This is a genomic window from Rhodococcus tibetensis (genome assembly GCF_024438035.1).
GTDB classification, from domain to species: domain Bacteria; phylum Actinomycetota; class Actinomycetes; order Mycobacteriales; family Mycobacteriaceae; genus Rhodococcus_F; species Rhodococcus_F tibetensis.
Window position 1 is genome coordinate 1 of record NZ_JANFQF010000040.1, and the last position, 17,658, is coordinate 17,658.

19 protein-coding genes and 1 pseudogene are annotated in these 17,658 nt (G+C 64.4%); 6 read left to right on the forward strand and 14 right to left on the reverse strand.

The features are described 5' to 3' along the window. Positions 1-622: 622 nt before the first annotated feature. Entirely contained in the window at positions 623-904 is a 282-nt protein-coding gene (locus NOF53_RS27090; RefSeq protein ID WP_255974696.1) for a hypothetical protein, read from the reverse strand. Between the two features lie 199 nt (positions 905-1,103). Here NOF53_RS27090 and mihF point away from each other — a divergent pair, with 199 nt between their 5' ends. The 3 genes from mihF to NOF53_RS27105 all read left to right on the forward strand — a co-directional run bounded on the left by mihF (position 1,104) and on the right by NOF53_RS27105 (position 2,361). Continuing rightward, complete coding sequence (gene mihF, locus NOF53_RS27095) at positions 1,104-1,442, forward strand: integration host factor, actinobacterial type (protein ID WP_374212687.1); 339 nt, start codon at positions 1,104-1,106, stop codon at positions 1,440-1,442. Between the two features lie 128 nt (positions 1,443-1,570). Continuing rightward, positions 1,571-1,981: a hypothetical protein gene (locus NOF53_RS27100; protein ID WP_255974698.1), complete on the forward strand. Its 411-nt coding sequence runs from the start codon at positions 1,571-1,573 to the stop codon at positions 1,979-1,981. A gap of 74 nt (positions 1,982-2,055) precedes the next feature. Then, positions 2,056-2,361 carry a hypothetical protein gene (locus NOF53_RS27105; RefSeq protein WP_255974700.1) on the forward strand — a complete coding sequence of 102 codons (306 nt, stop codon included), beginning with the start codon at positions 2,056-2,058 and terminating at the stop codon, positions 2,359-2,361. Between the two features lie 673 nt (positions 2,362-3,034). Here NOF53_RS27105 and NOF53_RS27110 read toward each other — a convergent pair. From NOF53_RS27110 to NOF53_RS27130, 5 genes are all read right to left on the reverse strand, one after another. Further along, positions 3,035-4,777: a phytoene desaturase family protein gene (locus NOF53_RS27110; protein WP_255974702.1), complete on the reverse strand. Its 1,743-nt coding sequence runs from the start codon at positions 4,775-4,777 to the stop codon at positions 3,035-3,037. Between the two features lie 551 nt (positions 4,778-5,328). Next, positions 5,329-5,970 carry an RES family NAD+ phosphorylase gene (locus NOF53_RS27115; protein WP_255974704.1) on the reverse strand — a complete coding sequence of 214 codons (642 nt, stop codon included), beginning with the start codon at positions 5,968-5,970 and terminating at the stop codon, positions 5,329-5,331. Next, a complete protein-coding gene (locus NOF53_RS27120) occupies positions 5,970-6,617 on the reverse strand; it encodes a hypothetical protein (RefSeq protein ID WP_255974706.1) in 648 nt (215 codons plus the stop codon). Before NOF53_RS27120 ends, NOF53_RS27115 begins: the two co-directional genes overlap by 1 nt. A gap of 398 nt (positions 6,618-7,015) precedes the next feature. Next, complete coding sequence (locus NOF53_RS27125; RefSeq protein WP_255974708.1) at positions 7,016-7,585, reverse strand: hypothetical protein; 570 nt, start codon at positions 7,583-7,585, stop codon at positions 7,016-7,018. Positions 7,586-7,631: 46 nt separating this feature from the next. After that, the gene (locus tag NOF53_RS27130) at positions 7,632-7,844 is read right to left on the reverse strand and encodes a hypothetical protein (protein WP_255974710.1); all 213 of its coding nucleotides are present in this window, start codon (positions 7,842-7,844) and stop codon (positions 7,632-7,634) included. A gap of 195 nt (positions 7,845-8,039) precedes the next feature. Here NOF53_RS27130 and NOF53_RS27135 point away from each other — a divergent pair, with 195 nt between their 5' ends. Together NOF53_RS27135 and NOF53_RS27140 are read left to right on the forward strand one after the other, a co-directional pair. Next, positions 8,040-8,597 (forward strand): hypothetical protein, encoded by a 558-nt coding sequence (locus NOF53_RS27135; RefSeq protein ID WP_255974712.1) that lies wholly within the window; start codon positions 8,040-8,042, stop codon positions 8,595-8,597. A 186-nt stretch (positions 8,598-8,783) separates the two neighbouring features. Further along, positions 8,784-9,194: a DUF6573 family protein gene (locus tag NOF53_RS27140; RefSeq protein WP_255974714.1), complete on the forward strand. Its 411-nt coding sequence runs from the start codon at positions 8,784-8,786 to the stop codon at positions 9,192-9,194. Positions 9,195-9,345: 151 nt separating this feature from the next. On the opposite strand, the gene NOF53_RS27145 is transcribed toward NOF53_RS27140, so the two are convergent. The 8 genes from NOF53_RS27145 to NOF53_RS27180 all read right to left on the reverse strand — a co-directional run bounded on the left by NOF53_RS27145 (position 9,346) and on the right by NOF53_RS27180 (position 17,281). After that, positions 9,346-9,915, reverse strand: coding sequence for an RES family NAD+ phosphorylase (locus NOF53_RS27145; RefSeq protein ID WP_255974716.1), 570 nt, complete (start codon positions 9,913-9,915; stop codon positions 9,346-9,348). A 68-nt stretch (positions 9,916-9,983) separates the two neighbouring features. Further along, on the reverse strand, positions 9,984-10,490 hold the full coding sequence (locus NOF53_RS27150) for a hypothetical protein (protein ID WP_255974718.1): 507 nt from the start codon (positions 10,488-10,490) through the stop codon (positions 9,984-9,986). A gap of 185 nt (positions 10,491-10,675) precedes the next feature. Next, a complete protein-coding gene (locus NOF53_RS27155; protein WP_255974720.1) occupies positions 10,676-10,915 on the reverse strand; it encodes a DUF3263 domain-containing protein in 240 nt (79 codons plus the stop codon). A gap of 29 nt (positions 10,916-10,944) precedes the next feature. Further along, positions 10,945-12,096: a 2-oxo acid dehydrogenase subunit E2 gene (locus NOF53_RS27160; RefSeq protein ID WP_255974722.1), complete on the reverse strand. Its 1,152-nt coding sequence runs from the start codon at positions 12,094-12,096 to the stop codon at positions 10,945-10,947. 41 nt (positions 12,097-12,137) lie between these two features. Further along, the gene (locus tag NOF53_RS27165; protein ID WP_255974724.1) at positions 12,138-14,489 is read right to left on the reverse strand and encodes a thiamine pyrophosphate-binding protein; all 2,352 of its coding nucleotides are present in this window, start codon (positions 14,487-14,489) and stop codon (positions 12,138-12,140) included. A gap of 119 nt (positions 14,490-14,608) precedes the next feature. Beyond that, positions 14,609-15,088 (reverse strand): RidA family protein, encoded by a 480-nt coding sequence (locus tag NOF53_RS27170; RefSeq protein WP_255974727.1) that lies wholly within the window; start codon positions 15,086-15,088, stop codon positions 14,609-14,611. Positions 15,089-15,128: 40 nt separating this feature from the next. Beyond that, complete coding sequence (lipA, locus tag NOF53_RS27175; RefSeq protein ID WP_255974729.1) at positions 15,129-16,169, reverse strand: lipoyl synthase; 1,041 nt, start codon at positions 16,167-16,169, stop codon at positions 15,129-15,131. A 107-nt stretch (positions 16,170-16,276) separates the two neighbouring features. Beyond that, positions 16,277-17,281 carry a 1-aminocyclopropane-1-carboxylate deaminase gene (locus NOF53_RS27180; protein ID WP_255974731.1) on the reverse strand — a complete coding sequence of 335 codons (1,005 nt, stop codon included), beginning with the start codon at positions 17,279-17,281 and terminating at the stop codon, positions 16,277-16,279. Between the two features lie 203 nt (positions 17,282-17,484). Between NOF53_RS27180 and NOF53_RS27185 the strand changes: the two are divergent. Then, positions 17,485-17,658 (forward strand): annotated as a pseudogene (locus NOF53_RS27185) (pyridoxal 5'-phosphate synthase lyase subunit PdxS); the annotation flags it as partial.

Genomic DNA, 17,658 nt, shown 5'->3' on the forward strand with positions numbered 1-17,658 from the left:
TCTGCCGGACCAGCGTCCTCGGTGCGAACGCAGCGTGCGCGGCGCACGTCATCACCCAAGGGTGTACAGACGTCGCTGGTGGGATTCGGACGGTTGCCGAATCCCACCAGAGCGATTGCAGCAGTTAAGGGTGTGGGGAGCACAGCTATCGGAGTAGACAGATCCTCGGCCGAAAGTCGAGCACTTTGTAGCGGGATCATTCCTACAGGCCCCCAGCCTGTCGGGGCGACCCGGCTCCCGTGGTCTGTACTCGCAGTCGGTTCCCCGCCGCTGGCACCGAACTTGCGCGCTCGCGCTCGACGGCGTCCCGGAGCGCGAAGGCGCCGGACCATAGATGCGACCGCGATTCAGTGCGGTCAGGAATTCGTTCTCGTAGTCGGTTATAACTCCCCTGATTCGTAGGCCTATCTGAAGATGAAGTCGCCGCCAGCAGGCTCTGCAGTCATCGTGCCATGCAGTTCGGACACTTCGCCGATGACGGAAGGTTGCTAATTGGTTGTGTCACACCCCGGTCATCGTTCGTGTCCGGGAGCACCTATGGCGAGCAGAAGCCGAGGATCCTCTTGAAGAGTCTCGTCAACCACGTTGTCATCGCGCCAGGCAGAGCGCGCGTTGGTTCTCGTCAGATGGCCGTGACCTCGGTAGTCCACGATGGGTATCCGGTCAGTTCGGAACTGCACATCCACTGGCCTGTTCGCCGGTACCCGTGTGAGATGAGAGCGTCGTCGGCGCACTGCTGGTTCTGCGCTGCGGACCCACCACGCGCGACGGGCACTTCCTTCTCCCAGATCGGAGGGTCATCGGGGTTGCAGTCGCGTCCCGTAGCGGTGAGATCGATGGTCGCCCCAGTGGAGTAAGGATACTGGGCGGTCGTGGCGCAGATAAGCAGTGCAGTGTCGTCCATGGCGTGTGCTCCTTGTCGGGAAGTCGATGAAAAGGACACTACGAACACCGATTTCCCGTGTTGCACAGCGAACTCGGGACCTGATTCGCGGTGGAGAGTTTCAGGCGAAGAGGTAGTGGAGAACGGCTCCTGCATCATCGACCGCGACGGTGGGCACTTCCGCTCCGCCGGCCACCATCGGATACCCCGAGGAGAACCAATGCCTCTTCCCCAGCTCACCGCCGAGGACCGCGCAAGTGCGTTGACGAAGGCGAACGCGGTACGCCGCGACCGCGCACTACTCAAAGAGGACCTCAAGAAGGGGCGCACGGACGTGGCTACCATCGTCGCCCGCGCTGACACAGACGACATCGCCGGCACGATGAAGGTCATCGATCTCCTCGCATCACTGCCGGGCTTCGCGAAGGTCCGCGCCAAGACCGCCATGGACGAACTCGACATCGCCGAAACCGACGGATCCGCGGCCTCGGGCAGAACCAGCGGGCAGCCCTACTTGCGCGCTTCGCTTAACAGAACACCGCGGCGCGCCGTCATCTAACGCCCGCGTCCGCAAGGCGCATGGCTCTCGGTGAGGACGGAACCTCACCGAGAGCGGGCCCTGCAACACTCCACATCAGCAGGAGCATCGTCGAATCCACAGAACACGCGATTCGAGAGGCACACCCAATGCTGCACATCCAGAGAAAAGACAACGCCGACTCCGACGGCGAGCTGACCGCGGAAGACTTCGCCGGCCCCGAAGGGGCACAGAACGTACTCGACCTGCTCGCGGAGCATCCGTCAGCGTTCTGCGTGACTGACCGACCCGATCTCATCGTCGTGGTCGCTGGTGAGCGGTTGATGCGAGAGAGTGGTGAAGAGTTCTTCGAACTCGTCGCATACGTTCACCGAATCGAGAAGGACACCCCCACATCGACTCTCGACATGATCGTCGATGATTTCGATAACGGACTGCCCGACCTGACCCAGACCGGGCCTGCACTGATCGACGAGGCCCTCGACGCGATCGCAGAAATGGTCAACTCGGCGCTCACCGAAGTAGCACGACTCTTCGATCGACCAAAGGTGGCACTGTGATCAGCCGTGGTAAACCAGAGCCCTACCCTCAGAGTGCCGGTGACAACCAGTCTCACCGGCAGGAAGACGAGGAGATGGCGAAACAGAAGGACACCGTGACCGTTCGGGTCGCCGGGGAGGCCCGCGCTGTCGCCTGGTCGGGCGGAGTGTTCGCCGGGGACCCTGACCTCGTCATGGCCGCCCGCAGACTTGCCGCGATCCACGCTGAGGTCGAGGTACTTCCACCAGACGGGTACGGCGTCGCAGACGAGAACACCCGCCAAGGAGCGATGATCGCGATGCTTGGTGCGACGAACGGTCGCGGTCTTGTCGTAGAACAGGACGATGAGTTGTGGCAAGGCCTCCGAGATGAAGACGAACAGCCCGGCACCGTCTACTAAGGTTGGGTTTCGGTTGGTTGGCAAAGGGAACTTGGGTCAACACAGCCAGACAACACTATTGATCGCCTTGCGAACCAACGGGAGCTACGAGAGTCGGGTTGAATGCGTCACTTCGCCGTGCCACGTTACGATCTGCAAAGGTCTGGTGGGATCGGATAGCTCGGAATCGGTCATTTCCCGCCTGATGTCCTGCATGCCGAACCTCTCGAATGGTCTGTTTTCGCGTGAGTTCCCGGACAGTCACTCGCAATCAGGCGCCCTGGTTCGAATGACTGGAGGGTGGACGTTTGCTGACGAGCAATGCAGACCAAAATCAATGACAGTGGCCTGACCGGCCGGGATGGTGGTTGCCGTTCCGGATTGGTCAACACGACCTGCCAATCGGTGACCGCTGCAACGCGAGATCGATGAGGGCCTCGACGTCGTCGAGGCCCTCATCGGGGCGATCTCGGTCATCTACTAGGACGTGAAACCCGCCGTGCGCGAGGTCGAACACGCCAATGAGGACCGGCGGCGTGGATCGAGCAGATGAAACGCATCGGCAAATACGGACTGGTGACCCGCACGAGTACCTGCGCAGGACCTGGCGGCGATGGCCGTCGCCGCCGTTCGATAAGGCGGATGACCGACGCGCCCGCCGAATTCGAAACCCACTGCCGCGAGGGATCTGGGATCAAGCCCTGTCCCGAGCATCCGCCGTGTCCGGTTGCGCGTCCAACTCGTTGCTGACCGCTCGGAGTGCGTCGAAATTCTTGGGCCATGGTCGGAGCTTTGATCGGTCGGCGAGTACTGCCCCGCCGCGCACCTCGGCGCCGAGGTCGCGACCGACGACGGCACTTGCGGCGTGTCGGCCGCTGAGCATCGAACCCTCCGTCGCCGGACCCCAGGGTGTGTTGGTTCCTGCGAGGTAGAGGCCCTCGATCGGAGTCTTTGTGCCCGGTCGCAGGGCACCCGTTTGTGACGCGAGCGGTGCCAGACCGAATGGTGCGCCGCTGGAGTTTCCGACGAACCGCTCCTGAGCTGCGGGAGTACCCAGTTCGACGAACTTGATCGCCGACGAAGCCCCGGGGTATGCCACCTCGATGCGCTGCGCCATGCCCTCGATCAAGATTTCCTTGATGTCGTTGTATGTGGCGTCCTGGCGGTAGCCGTGCTTTGCTACGTCGTAGCCGTCCACTCCCCACATCGCGGGGTTGTGCGGCACGATCGACTGCACTTCGAGGGTGCCGTGACCCATCGGCGCGCAGGTGTGGTGGTCCGGATCCCGACGTGTGGAGGACTGTACGAACGTCGGGCCACGGGCTGCGAACTGCTCAGCCCAGTCGCGGCCACTCCCGCGTCCGTACCGAAGGCCGTGAAACAGGCGTCGTTCGGTCAAGGCTATGGTTGCCAGGTTTTTGCAGTCGTCCCAGCTCGGAATGACGAAGATGTTGCCGTTTGGCGCCGATCGAAGATCTAACTCGACTCCGAAGTAGGCATTGATGAACGGCAGCCCCATGCGCAGGGCCCCGACGCGCCGGCGGTAGAGGAACGGAATGTGCTCGTCGTCGACGAGGTCGGTGAAAGTGCGGATCGCGTCGCCCGCCGAGACGACGGCCGGCGCGGTCACGATCTCGCCTCCGCTGAGTCGCACACCGCGTACCTTGCCGTTGTCGACAAGGATTTTCTCGACCGCGGTGTTGCGCCGGATCACTCCGCCGTGAGTGGTAGTCACTTCGGCAAACGCAGCCGAAAGAGCCTGACCGCCGCCGCGTGGAAAGTAGGCGCCGCCACCGATATACAGGTTCAGAAGTACGGCGTACCACGTCGAGGTGGTTTTGCTGGGCGTCGACCCGAGAAGGCCACAGTAGATGCCTAACGTGAGGATCGTTCGCGGGCTCAGCCGACAGGCGAGGAACAGGCTGACAACTGGCAGGTACGCGAAAGCCGCGGCGGCGCCGACTCCAAGCAACCACCGGTTCTGACTAGCCATACTGGCGGGGGTGAGGTCCCGGTTCCAGTCCCGGCTCAGTGCGCGCAGGACCTTGACCAATTGCCGGAGCCCCTTGGCGTCGTGCGGAAACGCGGCGACGAGGTTGGCTTCGAAAGCGTCCCAGCCCACCGGCACTTTCAATTCGAGATCCGGTCCGCGGAAGGTGTCGAACGCATCAGAGTCGAGGGGTAACCACGAGATGCGGTCGTCGAGCCCGAGGCCACGCATCAGGGTAGGAATGTGACCGTCAGGGCCGCAATCACCGAGATAGTGGACACCACAATCGAACTCCCATTTTCCTTGGCGCCGGAAGACATGCGAACTGCCACCCAGCACCGAGTACCGCTCGAGCATCAGAACACGCTTGCCCACCGCAGCGAGGTGGGCAGCGGCAGACGAGCCGCCCAAACCCGAACCGATGACGATCGCGTCGAAGTCAGTCATGTCGACCCTTCAGAAGATGGGAGAGGCGGCGTTGCCCGCCGAGAGTTGGACTCGGCCGCCCCAGGCCGAAGAGCGCCAAGTGCGCCAGTGGTGACCAGAGACCGAGACGACGTAGCGACGGAGGCGAGACACGGTAGCAATCGGAGTAGTCATCCCCAAACCTTCCTGTGATGTGAGACACATACTGTGTGTAACTTTGGGTAACAGTAGGCCATCTACCTGCCAGTGGCAAGGAGATTCGGGTTCTGACAATGCCCGGGCCGTGGAACGACCGGCATAGTTGGAGCATGGTTGCGAAATAGGACAAGGCGCCCGCCCGGTGCAGTTCACCAGACATTCGCCGCGGAATTGTCGAGGCGGCAGTGGTTGGAGTGGCGGAGGCCGGAGTGGAGCGGGCAAGTCTGCGGTCGATAGCCCGCCGGTAGGCATCAGCCATCAAGCCCTGGCTTATCACTTTCCTGATCGACGAGCGGTGTTGACCGCCGCGGCAGTCAGCGGATTCGATCAAGTGATCAGAGTCTCCGCGACCAAGCGATCCTACCCATCCCGGCTCAGACGACGTGATAGCCCAGTGCTACTGCAGCGCTGTCGATTCGGCGTGCGAGTCCGATATGGGACAGCGGCAGGGAGAGCGCAGGATTGGTGGGGAAGGCGTCCGCTGCTGGTTCGAACAGCGCCACGCACAGTTCACCGGCGAATCTGCCGCGGTACGCGATCCCGTCGAGGTGGGGGTGGGCGCGGTGGAGCGTGCGGGCCCACGCCTGGGACTGGGTGTGTGGGCCCGAGTCGAGGGAGTGGTTGCATCCGAGTCGAGTCGGCCATGTGCCGCCGGCGAATCCTCCGAGGTCCAAAAGCGTGAGCGGTCGATCGAGCGTGAACGCGGACAGGTAGGGGACACGGTCGGTCCGGTCGATCACTCGTGTCCCTTGGAAGACCTCGGCGAGTGCGCCGCGCGGGCTACTGGCTCCGTACCAGATGCCGTAGTCGGGGTGGTCCCCCCGCGGCCTCCGGTGGTGATCGAAGCGCAGAAGCGGACCGTGTGTGCGGAAGCCGTTCCACGGCAGAACGTGGGCGCCGTCGGTGGCGTGGATGCGCCAGAGGCGATGTGTGGCAGCGGGGATTGTGACCAGTTCGTCGGCGAGGATTCCGGCAGAGCGTACGTCCTCGATCCGTGGCGGGGTGGTGGTGGCCACTATCCGAGGCTCGTTGCGCGTTCGACGACCTCGAGGACGGTGGGTAGGTCTCCTTCTGTTGCGGTCGAGGTGAGGAAGTCGACGACCGATGCGGGGTGGCCGCCGACTGTGAGGTCTTCGCGCGGCACTGTCAGTACTGCGTTGATGGTGAGGGGGTGCAGGTCGGCGGGGAGTTGGGGCAGGATCTGGTCGAGGTACGGCACCATCCCGGTCTCGGTGAACTGCACCCTCGGGTACAGGCGTCCTCGTCGATCGACGTCGTCGAGGGCCCACAGTTTCCGTTCGATCGAGGTGAGTTGGCGGATCCGAGGAGCCTTCACCGTCAGCAGCTCGGCGACCTCGGTGGCGGTGAGGGCGGTGCGACGCAGGTTGCTCATGCTCTGTGCCCGTCCCAAGGCCACGGCGAGGCTGGCCGGTTCTCCGTCGTCGGTGAAGCCGGCTTCGTCGAGTAGGTCGGTGTCGTGCTGTGAGAGCGCTCCCTGCGGTTGCAGCGCGCCGAGGGAAGCGAGGTACTCGAGAGCCCCGGCGACGGTTGCTCGGTCGACTGGGTGCCCGACGGTGCGGGTCAGTGCGTCCTCGAACGACAACGCGCCGGTGGCGTACTGCTCTGCGGCGACCCGGGCTCGACGATCGTCTGCGACAGTCATGAGGGTTCTCCTAACGCTTATTAACAGTGTAATCCGGCGTTGATCTAATGGCTACCGGAGATGCCGTCACACGGGGATGACAGCGCACCGCCTCACTGCGCAACGCTGGGAACAGGCATTATCTGAAGCGGAGAACCGGCACGGCACCATCACCGGCATGTTGGAGATGTTGCCGTGGCCCCTGTAGTGATGGCGGGGTGCGTGATTCTGCTGCTCGTGGCACCCGCGCTCGCGGTTCTCTCCGAGTCCCGCGCGAGGTCCCTCGAAGGTCATCACAGCGCGCGTTCGCGTGTCTTGGCCCGGCGATGGCAGCAGGCAGCGCTCATGTGTTGGTCGGCTTGCCTGATCTTGTCGGCTGCGATGCCGCTGTGCTTGGTGCCGTTGGCCCTATGAAAGCCTCAGCCAGCCGCCGCTGTGGCGGCGGCCAACGCCCGCAACCGTTTCTCGCCCCGGCCAATCAGGTCGGTGGGCGTCGTGCGGTCTTGTGTGGTCAGCCACCAGCGGGCCACGCCCCAAGGCTCGGTGAGCGCGTCGAGCAGTTGGTTGATCTCGGCGACCACTGGATGCACTCGTGCCTGGGCAATGTCGAACTGGAAAGCGGGGAAGAGGAAGCGGCCCTGCACCTCGAGTCCGATGATGTCACCGCGCGCCCGCACGCGGGCAGCGGCGGTTCGGTTGCCGCCCCCACGTGCACCGAGAACTTGAGATACCTCCACTGCAGTGAACAGAGGTTGCTCGAGGACCAGCATTTGCTCGGCCATCAACGTTCGCGCACGGGCGAGCGCATCCTCGACGAGCTGTCCGACGCCAGCTTCGGTAGCGCCAGTCAGGGTCGGTCCCATCGCGAGCAGGGTGCCGAGCTGGTCGCGGACTGTGGAAAACGATCGGCGCGAGTCCAGTTCCTTCAGCACCGCACGCACGAACTCGGCGTCGGTGAGCTCGGACAGAGCTGCGCGGCGGGCGGGCATCAGCAGGGCCTCTTCTCATGGGAAAGCAGTTGCGGTGGTGACGCCATCATGCCGTGTCGCAGCGTGAACAGCTCGACACCGCGGATGTCACGGTCTTGTTCTGCTGGCTGCGCATGCGATGGGAGAGCCATAGGCCTTCGCCTCCGGATGCGGTGGTGAATCGGTAGTTGGCGCCGTCGCGGTAGGCGAATGCCGCGTACACCTTGGATTCGGAACTGGTGGGGTCCTGCACAACGAACCCTGCGACGGTCGTAGTCATCTTCGGTTCTCTCCTGGTCTGCAACGGGGTGTCAATCGATGAGCACAACCGTATGAAGCGGTGGCTGCGGGTGTTTCACACTTCGCGGTCGTCTGACGCGCTGTGCGGCGAGGGCAATACCGACGTCGGGCGCTGAAGCCGTATGAAGACTCGAAGGCGCGGCGGGGTGCAGCTGTCCGGCGCACAAAAACCCGCTTGAGCAGCGCAAACACTGGAATCGGAGCGCTGAAACACTGCAACGCCGCGGCCCCTACCTTCGACAGCAGAACCGAAGAATGGGAGATGAACGCGATGGAGTACACAGCACTCGACGGAACAACGGCACACGGAGACTTGTGGTCGCCCGGACCGAAGATGGAGACCGTTTGGGTACTCGCGGAAGGCGGGGCCAGTGTCGTCGTCGACGTCCGAACCCACCGGCAGGTGCGGTACGAGGCACCGAGCCTGGGACATCCGCATTCGAGGGACGAGATCGACCGCAGCGAAGCCGTGCTGAAGGACTGCCCTCGTACACGCGGGGTGTATCCGTCGGCGTTCGCGCCACGCGATGACATCGAGAAGGCCGCAGTAGCTCGCGCCTCCACGATCATCGCTGAACGGCGCATCTTCGACAAAGACCAAGCCAAAAGGATTGCCCGCCACCGGCACAAGCCGCCCATGTCAGCGGCGAGGTGGCGAGCGCACGTCATGCAAGAGTTCGCACCGCAACCAACCCCAGGTCTCGACCTGGGTCTGGGCGTCGCCGCGGCGTGATCGACACGCATGGGCGGATGAGTTCCACACCGCCCATGCGCGCAGAGAACATCGCTGTCCGAACAGTGACGTCGTAAAACGCAGCGCCATAGTCGATTCCGGCTACCGGGCAGTGCAACACCGGCGGCGGCAGCTCATACGTTGGGAATCACCAAAGCCCGCCAACGACCGCCCCCAGGAGACCCGATGACCGAATCCCTGACCGACATCTTCGGCAGCACTATCAACGAGTACAGCCGCGCAGACGCGATCGCGGATGGAACACTGCACGACGTCACCGCAATCGCCCGCGAACAGGGAATCCTCTTCCCGGTCGCCGTCGCCGCTCACGCCTGGGCCGACGCGGTGGCCTGGGGCGACAACCACGGCGCCATGCAGGACGAAACCGGCCGCCTCTGGGATGTACTCAGCATTGCCGCGTACGCCCTGCGTAAGGCCCGCCGGCTCGGCCTGACCGGTCTTCAACCGTTCACGGTCTACGTCGTGCCCAATTCGGCCGGTGCGCAGGAGCCGGAACCGGTCGCACTGGGCATCGAAGTCGGCCCCGGAGACCTCGGGGAACCGGTGCTGACGATCACCTCGGCCGCCGACCGCTGACGCCCGGTTCGTCACGGTACAGCCACGAGCTGCGTGCCCTCACTGACAGAATCGGGAAGGCCTCATTCGCGGGCTGGCATGACGTCGCCGCCTGATCGCTCTCTTTGCCACCCGCCCCGAGACGCCTACCAGTGTCTCGGGGCGGCCCGCGTTAGATGCTGCCCGGGATGTCCAGGACCTCGATCCCCGCCTTCTCCTGCAGGGAATCCCAAAGGTCGGGACGATCAGGTAGTGCTTGTGTTCCGAGCACTGTGAAGTCACTGGGAATCGCCACCGTGCTGGTTTGGTCCCCACTCGGCGCGAACAGCGCCAGGCAGGCGTCCACGTGTGTCATTTCGTGCCGCGCCCAGTAGCGGATCCCGTCGAAGCCTGCTGCGCGTAGTGCCTGTGCCCACTGCTGGGTGAGCGCGTAGTCGGCGGTTGTCGAGATTTCGGACGTGATCCCGAACTGGATTGCAGCGTTGGAGGTCGCATCGGCGACGTGCAGTTCTCGGTGGACTGCGAGCGCGGAGATCGCCCGTTGTGCGATCTCGGTGCTCGGGATGAGCTGGATCCCGCCCCAGGTCTCGAGGAGCGTGATCAGCTCGGACTCTGCGGTGTAGCACGTTCCGTCGGGACCCGGAAGGTCGAAGCGGCCACCGAGGGTGGTGCCGAACCACCACGGGCCGAACTTGGCCCCGTGTGTGCGGTGCATCGTCGTGCCGGCGGGAACAGTGGACACAGGAAACCGTCCCCGGAGTGTGTCCGGGGACGGTGGGGCGGCGAGGTGTTGTGTCGCGCGGGAAGCGCTCACGAAGCCAGCCGCTCGGATGCCTGCCGGGCGAGCGTCACAACAGCGGCTGTGTCGCCGTCGAGGAGAGCCTGTCTGGGAGTGCGGTCGTCGAGTTCTGGTTGTCGGCTCGACATCCACGACGCGATGGTCCAGGACTGGACGTCGGCGTGCGCCCAGGCCTTCAGGACGTCTTTGATTCCCGGGATCGGGACGTGCGGTGCGGTGTCGGTCAATCCGCCCGACCAGTAGCCGATCGTTCCGTCGGCGGCCTCGAGACGTAGTACACGGCACTCCTTGACTGCATAGCTGAGGGCCTGCTTCGTCCAGCCGGTGGCATCGACGGCCTGCTTGTGGGACAAGATCGCGCCGATATGGCTCTCCCAGGCGCGACGTGCTTTGAGGTTCGACAGCACGTTCTTCACGCCGGCGGCGACGTACTTGGCGTCGACGTCGTCGAGCTGCTCGGCGGCCATCCCACTGGCGTTGAGCTGGTCGTCGACGACCTTCTTGAGTGGTGTGCTCATGCCTCCATCGTCCTCGGTCAAGCAGGTCAAGTCAAGAGGTCAAGCAATTCGCGGTCGACGGCCCTCCAGCTGACTGAACAGGGAGCTTTTCTTCACCAACAGCACGGTGAGGATCACCGTGACCCGCTCGACCCTGTGGTCACTCGCGTACTGAACGTCCTGTACGGCTCTGCCAACCGCCCGAGTCAGGACCCGCCTGGGTTCATGCGGGGACGCTGGGCGAGTTTCATCAAGCAGAACTCGCGAAGTTGCTGCTTTGTAGCGAAGTCGACCTCACTGACGAACCTCCTGTCCACCAGGGTGAAGACTCGCCGGTAGAACTCAGCAGGCGACAGCCCGAACTCCGGGAAGATGTGTTCGTCCCCGCCGCAGTACGGGAGCCATCTCGTGGCAAATGCGAGCATCGCCTGCTCATCGCGCGTCATCAGGGCCTTCCGCAGGTGGAATTCGCCATCTATGTGAGATCGTCTGCTGTGAAACTGTTTTCGAGCCTGTTCTTGACCGTGGTGAGGAAGCGGGCGGCGTCGGCGCCGTCGACGATCCGGTGATCGTAGGAGATCGACAGGTAGGCCATCGACCGCACCTCGATGCGGAGCTCGCCCTCCTGGCGGGTGGGCATCAGTCGTTCGACGACCGCACCGACACCGAGGATTCCGGTCTGTGGTTGGTTGATGATCGGGGTGTCGAACAGGGCGCCACGGCTTCCGGTGTTGGTGAGAGTAAATGTGCCACCGGTGAGTTCGTCTGCGGTGATCTTTCCGGTTCGCACCTTGTCGGCTTTGTCGGCGATCGCGCGGGCGAGACCTTCGATACTGAGGTCCTGCGCGTCCCGGATGACGGGCACCATCAAGCCCTTTTCGCTGTCGACTGCCATGCCCAGGTGGCACCCATGAAAATAGGTCACTTCGGTGATGTCGGTGTTAAGGGATGCGTTGAGGACGCGGTGCTCGGCGAGGGCGTCGACGGCGGCTTTGGCGAAGAACGGCAGGAACGAGAGCTTGGTTCCGGTGCGCTGGAGGAATTCGTCCTTGTGGGCGGTACGAATCCGGGCGATGGTGGTGACGTCGACTTCGAGGACCGTGGTGAGCTGGGCCGAGGTCTGCAGTGACTCGACCATCCGGTGGGCAATGGTCCGGCGGATCCGCGGGAGCTTTTCGGTGGTCGAGTCGGCTGCAGCGGTGTGGCCGCGCGGCGTCGGGGTGGCCGGTGTGGGTTCCGGTTCCGGCACTGCGGTCAGGGTCGGCGCCGGAACCGCAAGCGCCGAGGCCGGTGCTGGTGCTGGTGCCGGAGGGGTGGGCTGAACGGGAGAAGCTGGGGGAGCGGGAGTCGGCGCGGCACCCGTTCCCTTCGACGATTCGGTGATCATTGCGAGCGCGGCGCCGACCGCCACCACGTCGTTCTCGTCGGCGATGATGTGCTGAAGGATTCCGCTGACGGGTGAGGGGATCTCCGTGTCGACCTTGTCGGTGGCGACCTCGAGGAGCGGCTCCTCCGCGGCGACGTGGTCCCCGGGTTGCTTGAGCCACCGGGTGATGGTGCCCTCGTCGACGTTCTCACCGAGCGACGGCATGTGCACCGTGGTGCCTTCGAGTTGTTCGATTGTCATGTGGTGGTTCACTCCTGGCGGCGAGTCCGGTGACGGTGGGTTCAGGGAAGGATGTCGAGTGCGGCGCGGACGATGCTGTCGGTGTCGATGCCGTGGTAGCGGTACACGTCGTCGAGGGAGCCGACTTGCCCGAACTTGCTGACCCCGAGACAGGTGCTGCGCACCTGGTTGATGCCGGCGAGGAAGGTCAGGGTGTGTGGGTGGCCGTCGAGGATGGTGACGATCGGGGTGACGCGATCGGTGGGGAAGAGTTGATCGAGGATCCAGCTGTCACCGGTTCCGCGGCCCTGCCTGGCCTGGATCGCTTCGAACAGCAATCCCGGGCTGGTGATGCAGACGACATCGGCGGCCACACCGGATTGTTCGAGGCGATCGGCGGCGGCGAGGGCTTCGGTCATCATCGCGCCCATGGCGACGATGGTGACCACCGCACCGTCCCGGCGCACCAGCGGATACCCGCCGGCCACCACCTGCCGGCGGCGGCGTTCGCGGGCCGCCGGGTCGGTGGGCACCGCGGCGAGGGTCTGGTCGACGGGTCGGGTGGACAGCCGCAGGTAGGCGGAGGTGCCGTCGGGGCGGCCGAGCCGGCCGATGCTGGCCAGCAACGTCCACTCGGTGTCGATTGCGAAAGCCGGTTCGTAGCTGATGCAGCCGGGTTGCTCGAGACCGATGGACGGGGTTTTGATCGACTGGTGCGCACCGCCTTCGGCGGCCAGTGTGACACCGGAGGGGGTGCCGACCAGGATGGACTGTCCGCCCGCGTAGATGCCGTACGACCAGGGTTCGAGGGCGCGTTCGACGAACGGGTCGTACATCACCCCGATCGGGTACAGCGGCTGTCCCCAGCGGCTCCAGGTGGCCCCGAGTTCGCCGATGAGGCCGACCAGGTTGGTTTCGGCGATGCCGAGTTCCATGTGCTGGCCGGTGGGCCGCTCATTCCAGTGCATGATGGTCTCGCGGTCGTCGTCGAACCAGTTGCGGCGCTCGGCCGCGGACCACACGCCGACCTTGTTGACCCATCCGCCGAGGTTGGTCGTCGAACTCACGTCGGGACTGACCGTCACCACCCGCTTGGCGGCCTCGGGGGCCTCGCGGGTCAGGTCCAGTAGCACCCGGCCGAGCGCGGCCTGGGTGGTCGCGGTGCCCTTGGGGGTGCGGCCGATGTCGGTGGGGATCGCCGGTGTCGGCGGGGCCGGAACCGGGTCGCGGCGCAGCCGTGCCGCGGTGGTCTCACACAGCTTCCCTGCCGTGCTGTCGGCGGAGAACAGGCCCCACGGGTTCGCCGGGTCCATGCCCAGGTCGGCGGCGAGCGTGTCGAATTCCTCGATCGAGAGCAGCGACGAATGGTTCTGCGGATGTCCCTGCGTGGGCAGCCCGTACCCCTTGATGGTGTAGGCGATGATCACGGTCGGACGGGTGTCGTCGATCTGCCGGTAGGCGGCGGTCAGCGCGGACAGGTCGTGGCCGCCGAGGTTGCGGATCGCCTCGGTCAGGGTGGCGTCGTCGAGGCCGGCGATCAGGGCGCTGATCTCGGTGCTGCCGGGGCCGTCTCCGGGTAACCGGGTGCGGACCTCGTTGGCACTGCAGCGCAGCAGCCGCTGGTACTCCGGGTTGGGCATGTCGAGAATGCGGGTGCGCAGCGCCTGCCCACCGGGCTGGGCGAACAATGATTCGAGCAGCTTGCCGAACTTGACGGTGATCACCTGCCAGCCGGCGGCGTCGAACATTTTCTCCAACCGGCGTGCGGCGATGTTCGGGATGACCCGGTCCAGGGACTGGCGGTTCAAATCCACGATCCAGACGACCTCACCGAGGTCGGCGATACCGGGGTCGAGGATCGCCTCCCACACCGCGCCCTCGTCGAGTTCGGCGTCACCGACCAGCGAATACTGTCGGCCGGTGCCCGCACCGCCGGTGGTGGTTTCGACGTACCGGCGGGCCATCGCACCCCAGATCGGGGCGGTGGCACCGATGCCCACCGAACCGGTGGAGTAGTCGACGGTGTCCGGGTCCTTGGAACGGCTCGGGTAGGACTGCAGCCCCCCGAACTCCCGCAGGGTGGTCAGGTACTTCTCATCCAGCTCACCGAGCAGATAGTTGATGCTGTGCAGCACCGGGGAAGCGTGCGGCTTGACCGACACCCGGTCACCGGGCTGGAGCTGCTCAAACCACAGCGACGTCATGATCGACACCATCGACGCACACGACGCCTGATGCCCGCCGACCTTCAGGCCGGTGGGGTTCGGCCGGATCCGGTTGGCATGATGGATCATCGACGTCGAAAGCCACAACACCCGCTGCCGGATCGATTCAAGCGTTTCGAGGTCACCGGAGACGCCGGTCTGCACAGCCGGGGTCGCGGTCTGATGATCGGCGGACAGGGCGTGATTCATCGATCTTCTCCTTCTTGAAATGCGAAATGCTGGGCTGTGCTGAGCGAAACGAAGGTTCGCGTGGTTCGGACACAGGTCGTTCAGCCGGGGCGGTCCATCCGCCGAATTGCCGATGCGCCCTAGGTGGTGCCCTGGTGATCGGTGTCCACTTCGACAACGAGTTCGATCTCCACCGGGGCATCGAGTGAAAGGGCCGCTACTCCGACTGCAGACCGAATGTGTGCGGCCTTGTCGCCGAACACCTCCGCCAGTAGTTCGGACGCACCGTTGACTACAGCGGGCTGATTCGTGAAGTCCGGTGCGGAGGCTACAAACCCGACAACTTTGACCACTCGCACGATCGAGTCAATTCCGACCAGGTCGTCGACCGCTGCGAGCGCATTGAGCGCACAGACTCGTGCGAGTTCGCGGGCGACAGCGACGTCGACGTCGGTCCCCACTTTCCCTTGGATCGGGAGTGTGCCTTCAACGAGCGGTATCTGGCCGGAAGTTTGGACCAGGTTCCCGACACGGTTCGCCGGAACATACGCCGCGAGCGGCGCAGCGGTCTGTGGGAGGTGAAGAGCTATGGAACTGAGCTTGTCGGTCCACGTGGCCATATCTATCTCCTTCGGAGAGCCATGGTGAGAGAGCGCCCGGTCAGTGGGCGAGGCGCGCCATGAGGGAACTCGCCTCCTGCGACGCATCGCCGCTTTCGGCGAGATGCGCCAGTCCTGCAGGCAGTTCACGGCCGTGGTGCGCCATCGCCTGCGCGTAGAGCCGACCGGCCCGATACGACGAGCGGACCAGCGGCCCGGCCATGACACCGGCGAATCCGATCTCCTCGGCGGTCCTGGAGTGCACTACGAATTCCTCGGGCTGGACCCACCGCTCGACGGGGAGGTGCCGCTTCGAGGGACGCAGGTACTGGGTGATGGTGATGATGTCGCAGCCGGCGTCGTGCAGGTCGTGCAACGCCTGGGTGACCTCGTCGGGGGTCTCGCCCATGCCGAGGATGAGGTTCGACTTGGTGACGAGTCCCTCTTCGCGGGCGGCGGTGATCACGTCGAGGCTGCGCTGGTAGCGGAACGCGGGCCGGATTCGCTTGAAGATGCGGGGGACGGTTTCGAGGTTGTGGGCGAGCACCTCGGGGCGGGTGGAGAACACCTCGGCGAGCTGATCGGGCTTGGCGCCAAAGTCGGGGATGAGCAGTTCGACGCCGGTGCCGGGGCCCAGCTGGTGGATCAGGCGGACGGTTTCGGCGTAGAGCCAGGCGCCGCCGTCGGGGAGGTCGTCGCGGGCGACGCCGGTGATGGTGGAGTAGCGCAGTCCCATCGCCTGGACCGATTCGGCGACGCGGCGGGGTTCGACGCGGTCGAGGTCGTCCGGTTTGCCGGTGTCGATCTGGCAGAAGTCGCAGCGGCGGGTGCACTGCTGTCCGCCGATGAGGAAGGTCGCCTCGCGGTCTTCCCAGCATTCGTAGATGTTGGGGCAGCCGGCTTCTTCGCAGACGGTGTGCAAACCCTCGCGCCTGACGAGGCTTTTGAGCTCGGAGTATTCCGGACCCATCTTCGCTCTCGTCTTGATCCAGTTCGGTTTGCGTTCGATCGGAGTCTCCGCATTTCGGATCTCGAGACGGAGCAGCTTACGACCGTTAGGGGCGAGCGAAGCGGGGGAGCGATCACCGGCGGCGGCATTCACGATGTCGGCCTACTTTCCGTCGGATGGGAATTGCCTGTCGCCCGTCGAGGTCGAATCCGAGGTAGATCGGCCCCGGCGGGCGAACAAACAGGTACCAGCTGACTGACTCAGAAGATTCCGCTGTAGGCGTTGAGGGCGGGCTGCCCGCCAAGGTGTGCGTAGAGAACGTTGGAGTTCTTGTCGATTTCGCCGGTCTTGACGAGGTCGATCAGGCCTGCCATCGACTTGCCCTCGTACACCGGGTCGATGATGACGCCTTCGAGTCGTCCCGTCAGCTTGATGGCCTCGATGGTCGACTCCACGGGGATTCCGTAGAGGTCACCGGCCCACCCTTCGAGCACTGTGATCTCGTCCTCACGGAGGTCGCGGCCCAGGCCGATGAGCTCGGCTGTGTTCCGTGCTATTCGTTCGACCTGGTCACGAGTCTCTTTGATCTTGGCTGATGCGTCGATTCCGAGTACTCGGCGTGGCCGGTCCTGGCCGGCGAAGCCCGCGATCATGCCAGCGTGGGTGGATCCGGTCACGCTGCACACCACGATCGTGTCGAAGAAGACCCCGAGTTCTTCTTCCTGCTTCTGGACCTCGTAGGCCCAGTTGGCGAATCCGAGACCACCGAGCTTGTGATCGGAACCGCCAGCGGGAATCGCGTATGGGGTACCTCCCCGCCGCTTGACGTCCTCGATGGCGTTCTGCCAGCTGTCCTTGAACTCGATTCCGAATCCGGAGGGGTCGAGGCGGACGTCGGCGCCCATGATGCGTGAGAGTAGGATGTTGCCGACTTTGTCGTTGACCGAGTCCGGCCAGTCGACCCACTTCTCCTGAACGAGTACGGCTTTCAGGCCGAGTTTCGCGGCCACTGCAGCGACCTGCCGGGTGTGGTTGGACTGGACGCCGCCGATGGAGACCAGTGTGTCTGCCCCCTGCTCGAGCGCGTCCGGGACGATGTATTCGAGCTTACGGGTCTTGTTGCCGCCGTACGCAAGACCCGCATTCACGTCCTCACGCTTGGCCCAGATCTTTGCACCGCCGAGATGCTTGCTCAGTCGATCCAGCTGGTGGACGGGGCTGGGGCCGAAGGTCAGGGGGTAACGCTTGAAGTCTTCGATCGCCACGTGCTTCTCCTTGAGTTGGGGAGCTGTTCCTGTTCGGGCCCGACGTATCGGGTTCTACTCACACGTGGAAGACGAAGGAACTTCCATTGCTGAGCAGTGTGCAATATATTGCACATGGGTGGGGGCGGCTTGTCAAGCAGTCGCTCGCAGCCCATGTTCGTATACCAACCCCGCCAACCCCTAGTGCGACCTGGAGAAACCACATGATGATCGAACGCGAATCGACCGGTTCAGAGGTACCGCAGAACGCCGGGACCTCGCGCGTCAAGCGGGGCATGGCCGAGATGTTGAAGGGCGGAGTCATCATGGACGTCGTCACCCCCGAGCAGGCGAAGATCGCCGAGGACGCGGGTGCGGTCGCGGTCATGGCGCTCGAG

Excerpts from the sequence above, each read along its gene's own strand:
- NOF53_RS27090 (WP_255974696.1), bottom strand. The coding sequence starts at position 904 with ATGGACGACACTGCACTGCTTATCTGCGCCACGACCGCCCAGTATCCT.
- mihF (WP_374212687.1), top strand. The coding sequence starts at position 1,104 with ATGCCTCTTCCCCAGCTCACCGCCGAGGACCGCGCAAGTGCGTTGACG.
- NOF53_RS27100 (WP_255974698.1), top strand. The coding sequence starts at position 1,571 with ATGCTGCACATCCAGAGAAAAGACAACGCCGACTCCGACGGCGAGCTG.
- NOF53_RS27105 (WP_255974700.1), top strand. The coding sequence starts at position 2,056 with ATGGCGAAACAGAAGGACACCGTGACCGTTCGGGTCGCCGGGGAGGCC.
- NOF53_RS27110 (WP_255974702.1), bottom strand. The coding sequence starts at position 4,777 with ATGACTGACTTCGACGCGATCGTCATCGGTTCGGGTTTGGGCGGCTCG.
- NOF53_RS27120 (WP_255974706.1), bottom strand. The coding sequence starts at position 6,617 with ATGACTGTCGCAGACGATCGTCGAGCCCGGGTCGCCGCAGAGCAGTAC.
- NOF53_RS27125 (WP_255974708.1), bottom strand. The coding sequence starts at position 7,585 with ATGCCCGCCCGCCGCGCAGCTCTGTCCGAGCTCACCGACGCCGAGTTC.
- NOF53_RS27130 (WP_255974710.1), bottom strand. The coding sequence starts at position 7,844 with ATGACTACGACCGTCGCAGGGTTCGTTGTGCAGGACCCCACCAGTTCC.
- NOF53_RS27140 (WP_255974714.1), top strand. The coding sequence starts at position 8,784 with ATGACCGAATCCCTGACCGACATCTTCGGCAGCACTATCAACGAGTAC.
- NOF53_RS27150 (WP_255974718.1), bottom strand. The coding sequence starts at position 10,490 with ATGAGCACACCACTCAAGAAGGTCGTCGACGACCAGCTCAACGCCAGT.
- NOF53_RS27155 (WP_255974720.1), bottom strand. The coding sequence starts at position 10,915 with ATGACGCGCGATGAGCAGGCGATGCTCGCATTTGCCACGAGATGGCTC.
- NOF53_RS27160 (WP_255974722.1), bottom strand. The coding sequence starts at position 12,096 with ATGACAATCGAACAACTCGAAGGCACCACGGTGCACATGCCGTCGCTC.
- NOF53_RS27165 (WP_255974724.1), bottom strand. The coding sequence starts at position 14,489 with ATGAATCACGCCCTGTCCGCCGATCATCAGACCGCGACCCCGGCTGTG.
- NOF53_RS27170 (WP_255974727.1), bottom strand. The coding sequence starts at position 15,088 with ATGGCCACGTGGACCGACAAGCTCAGTTCCATAGCTCTTCACCTCCCA.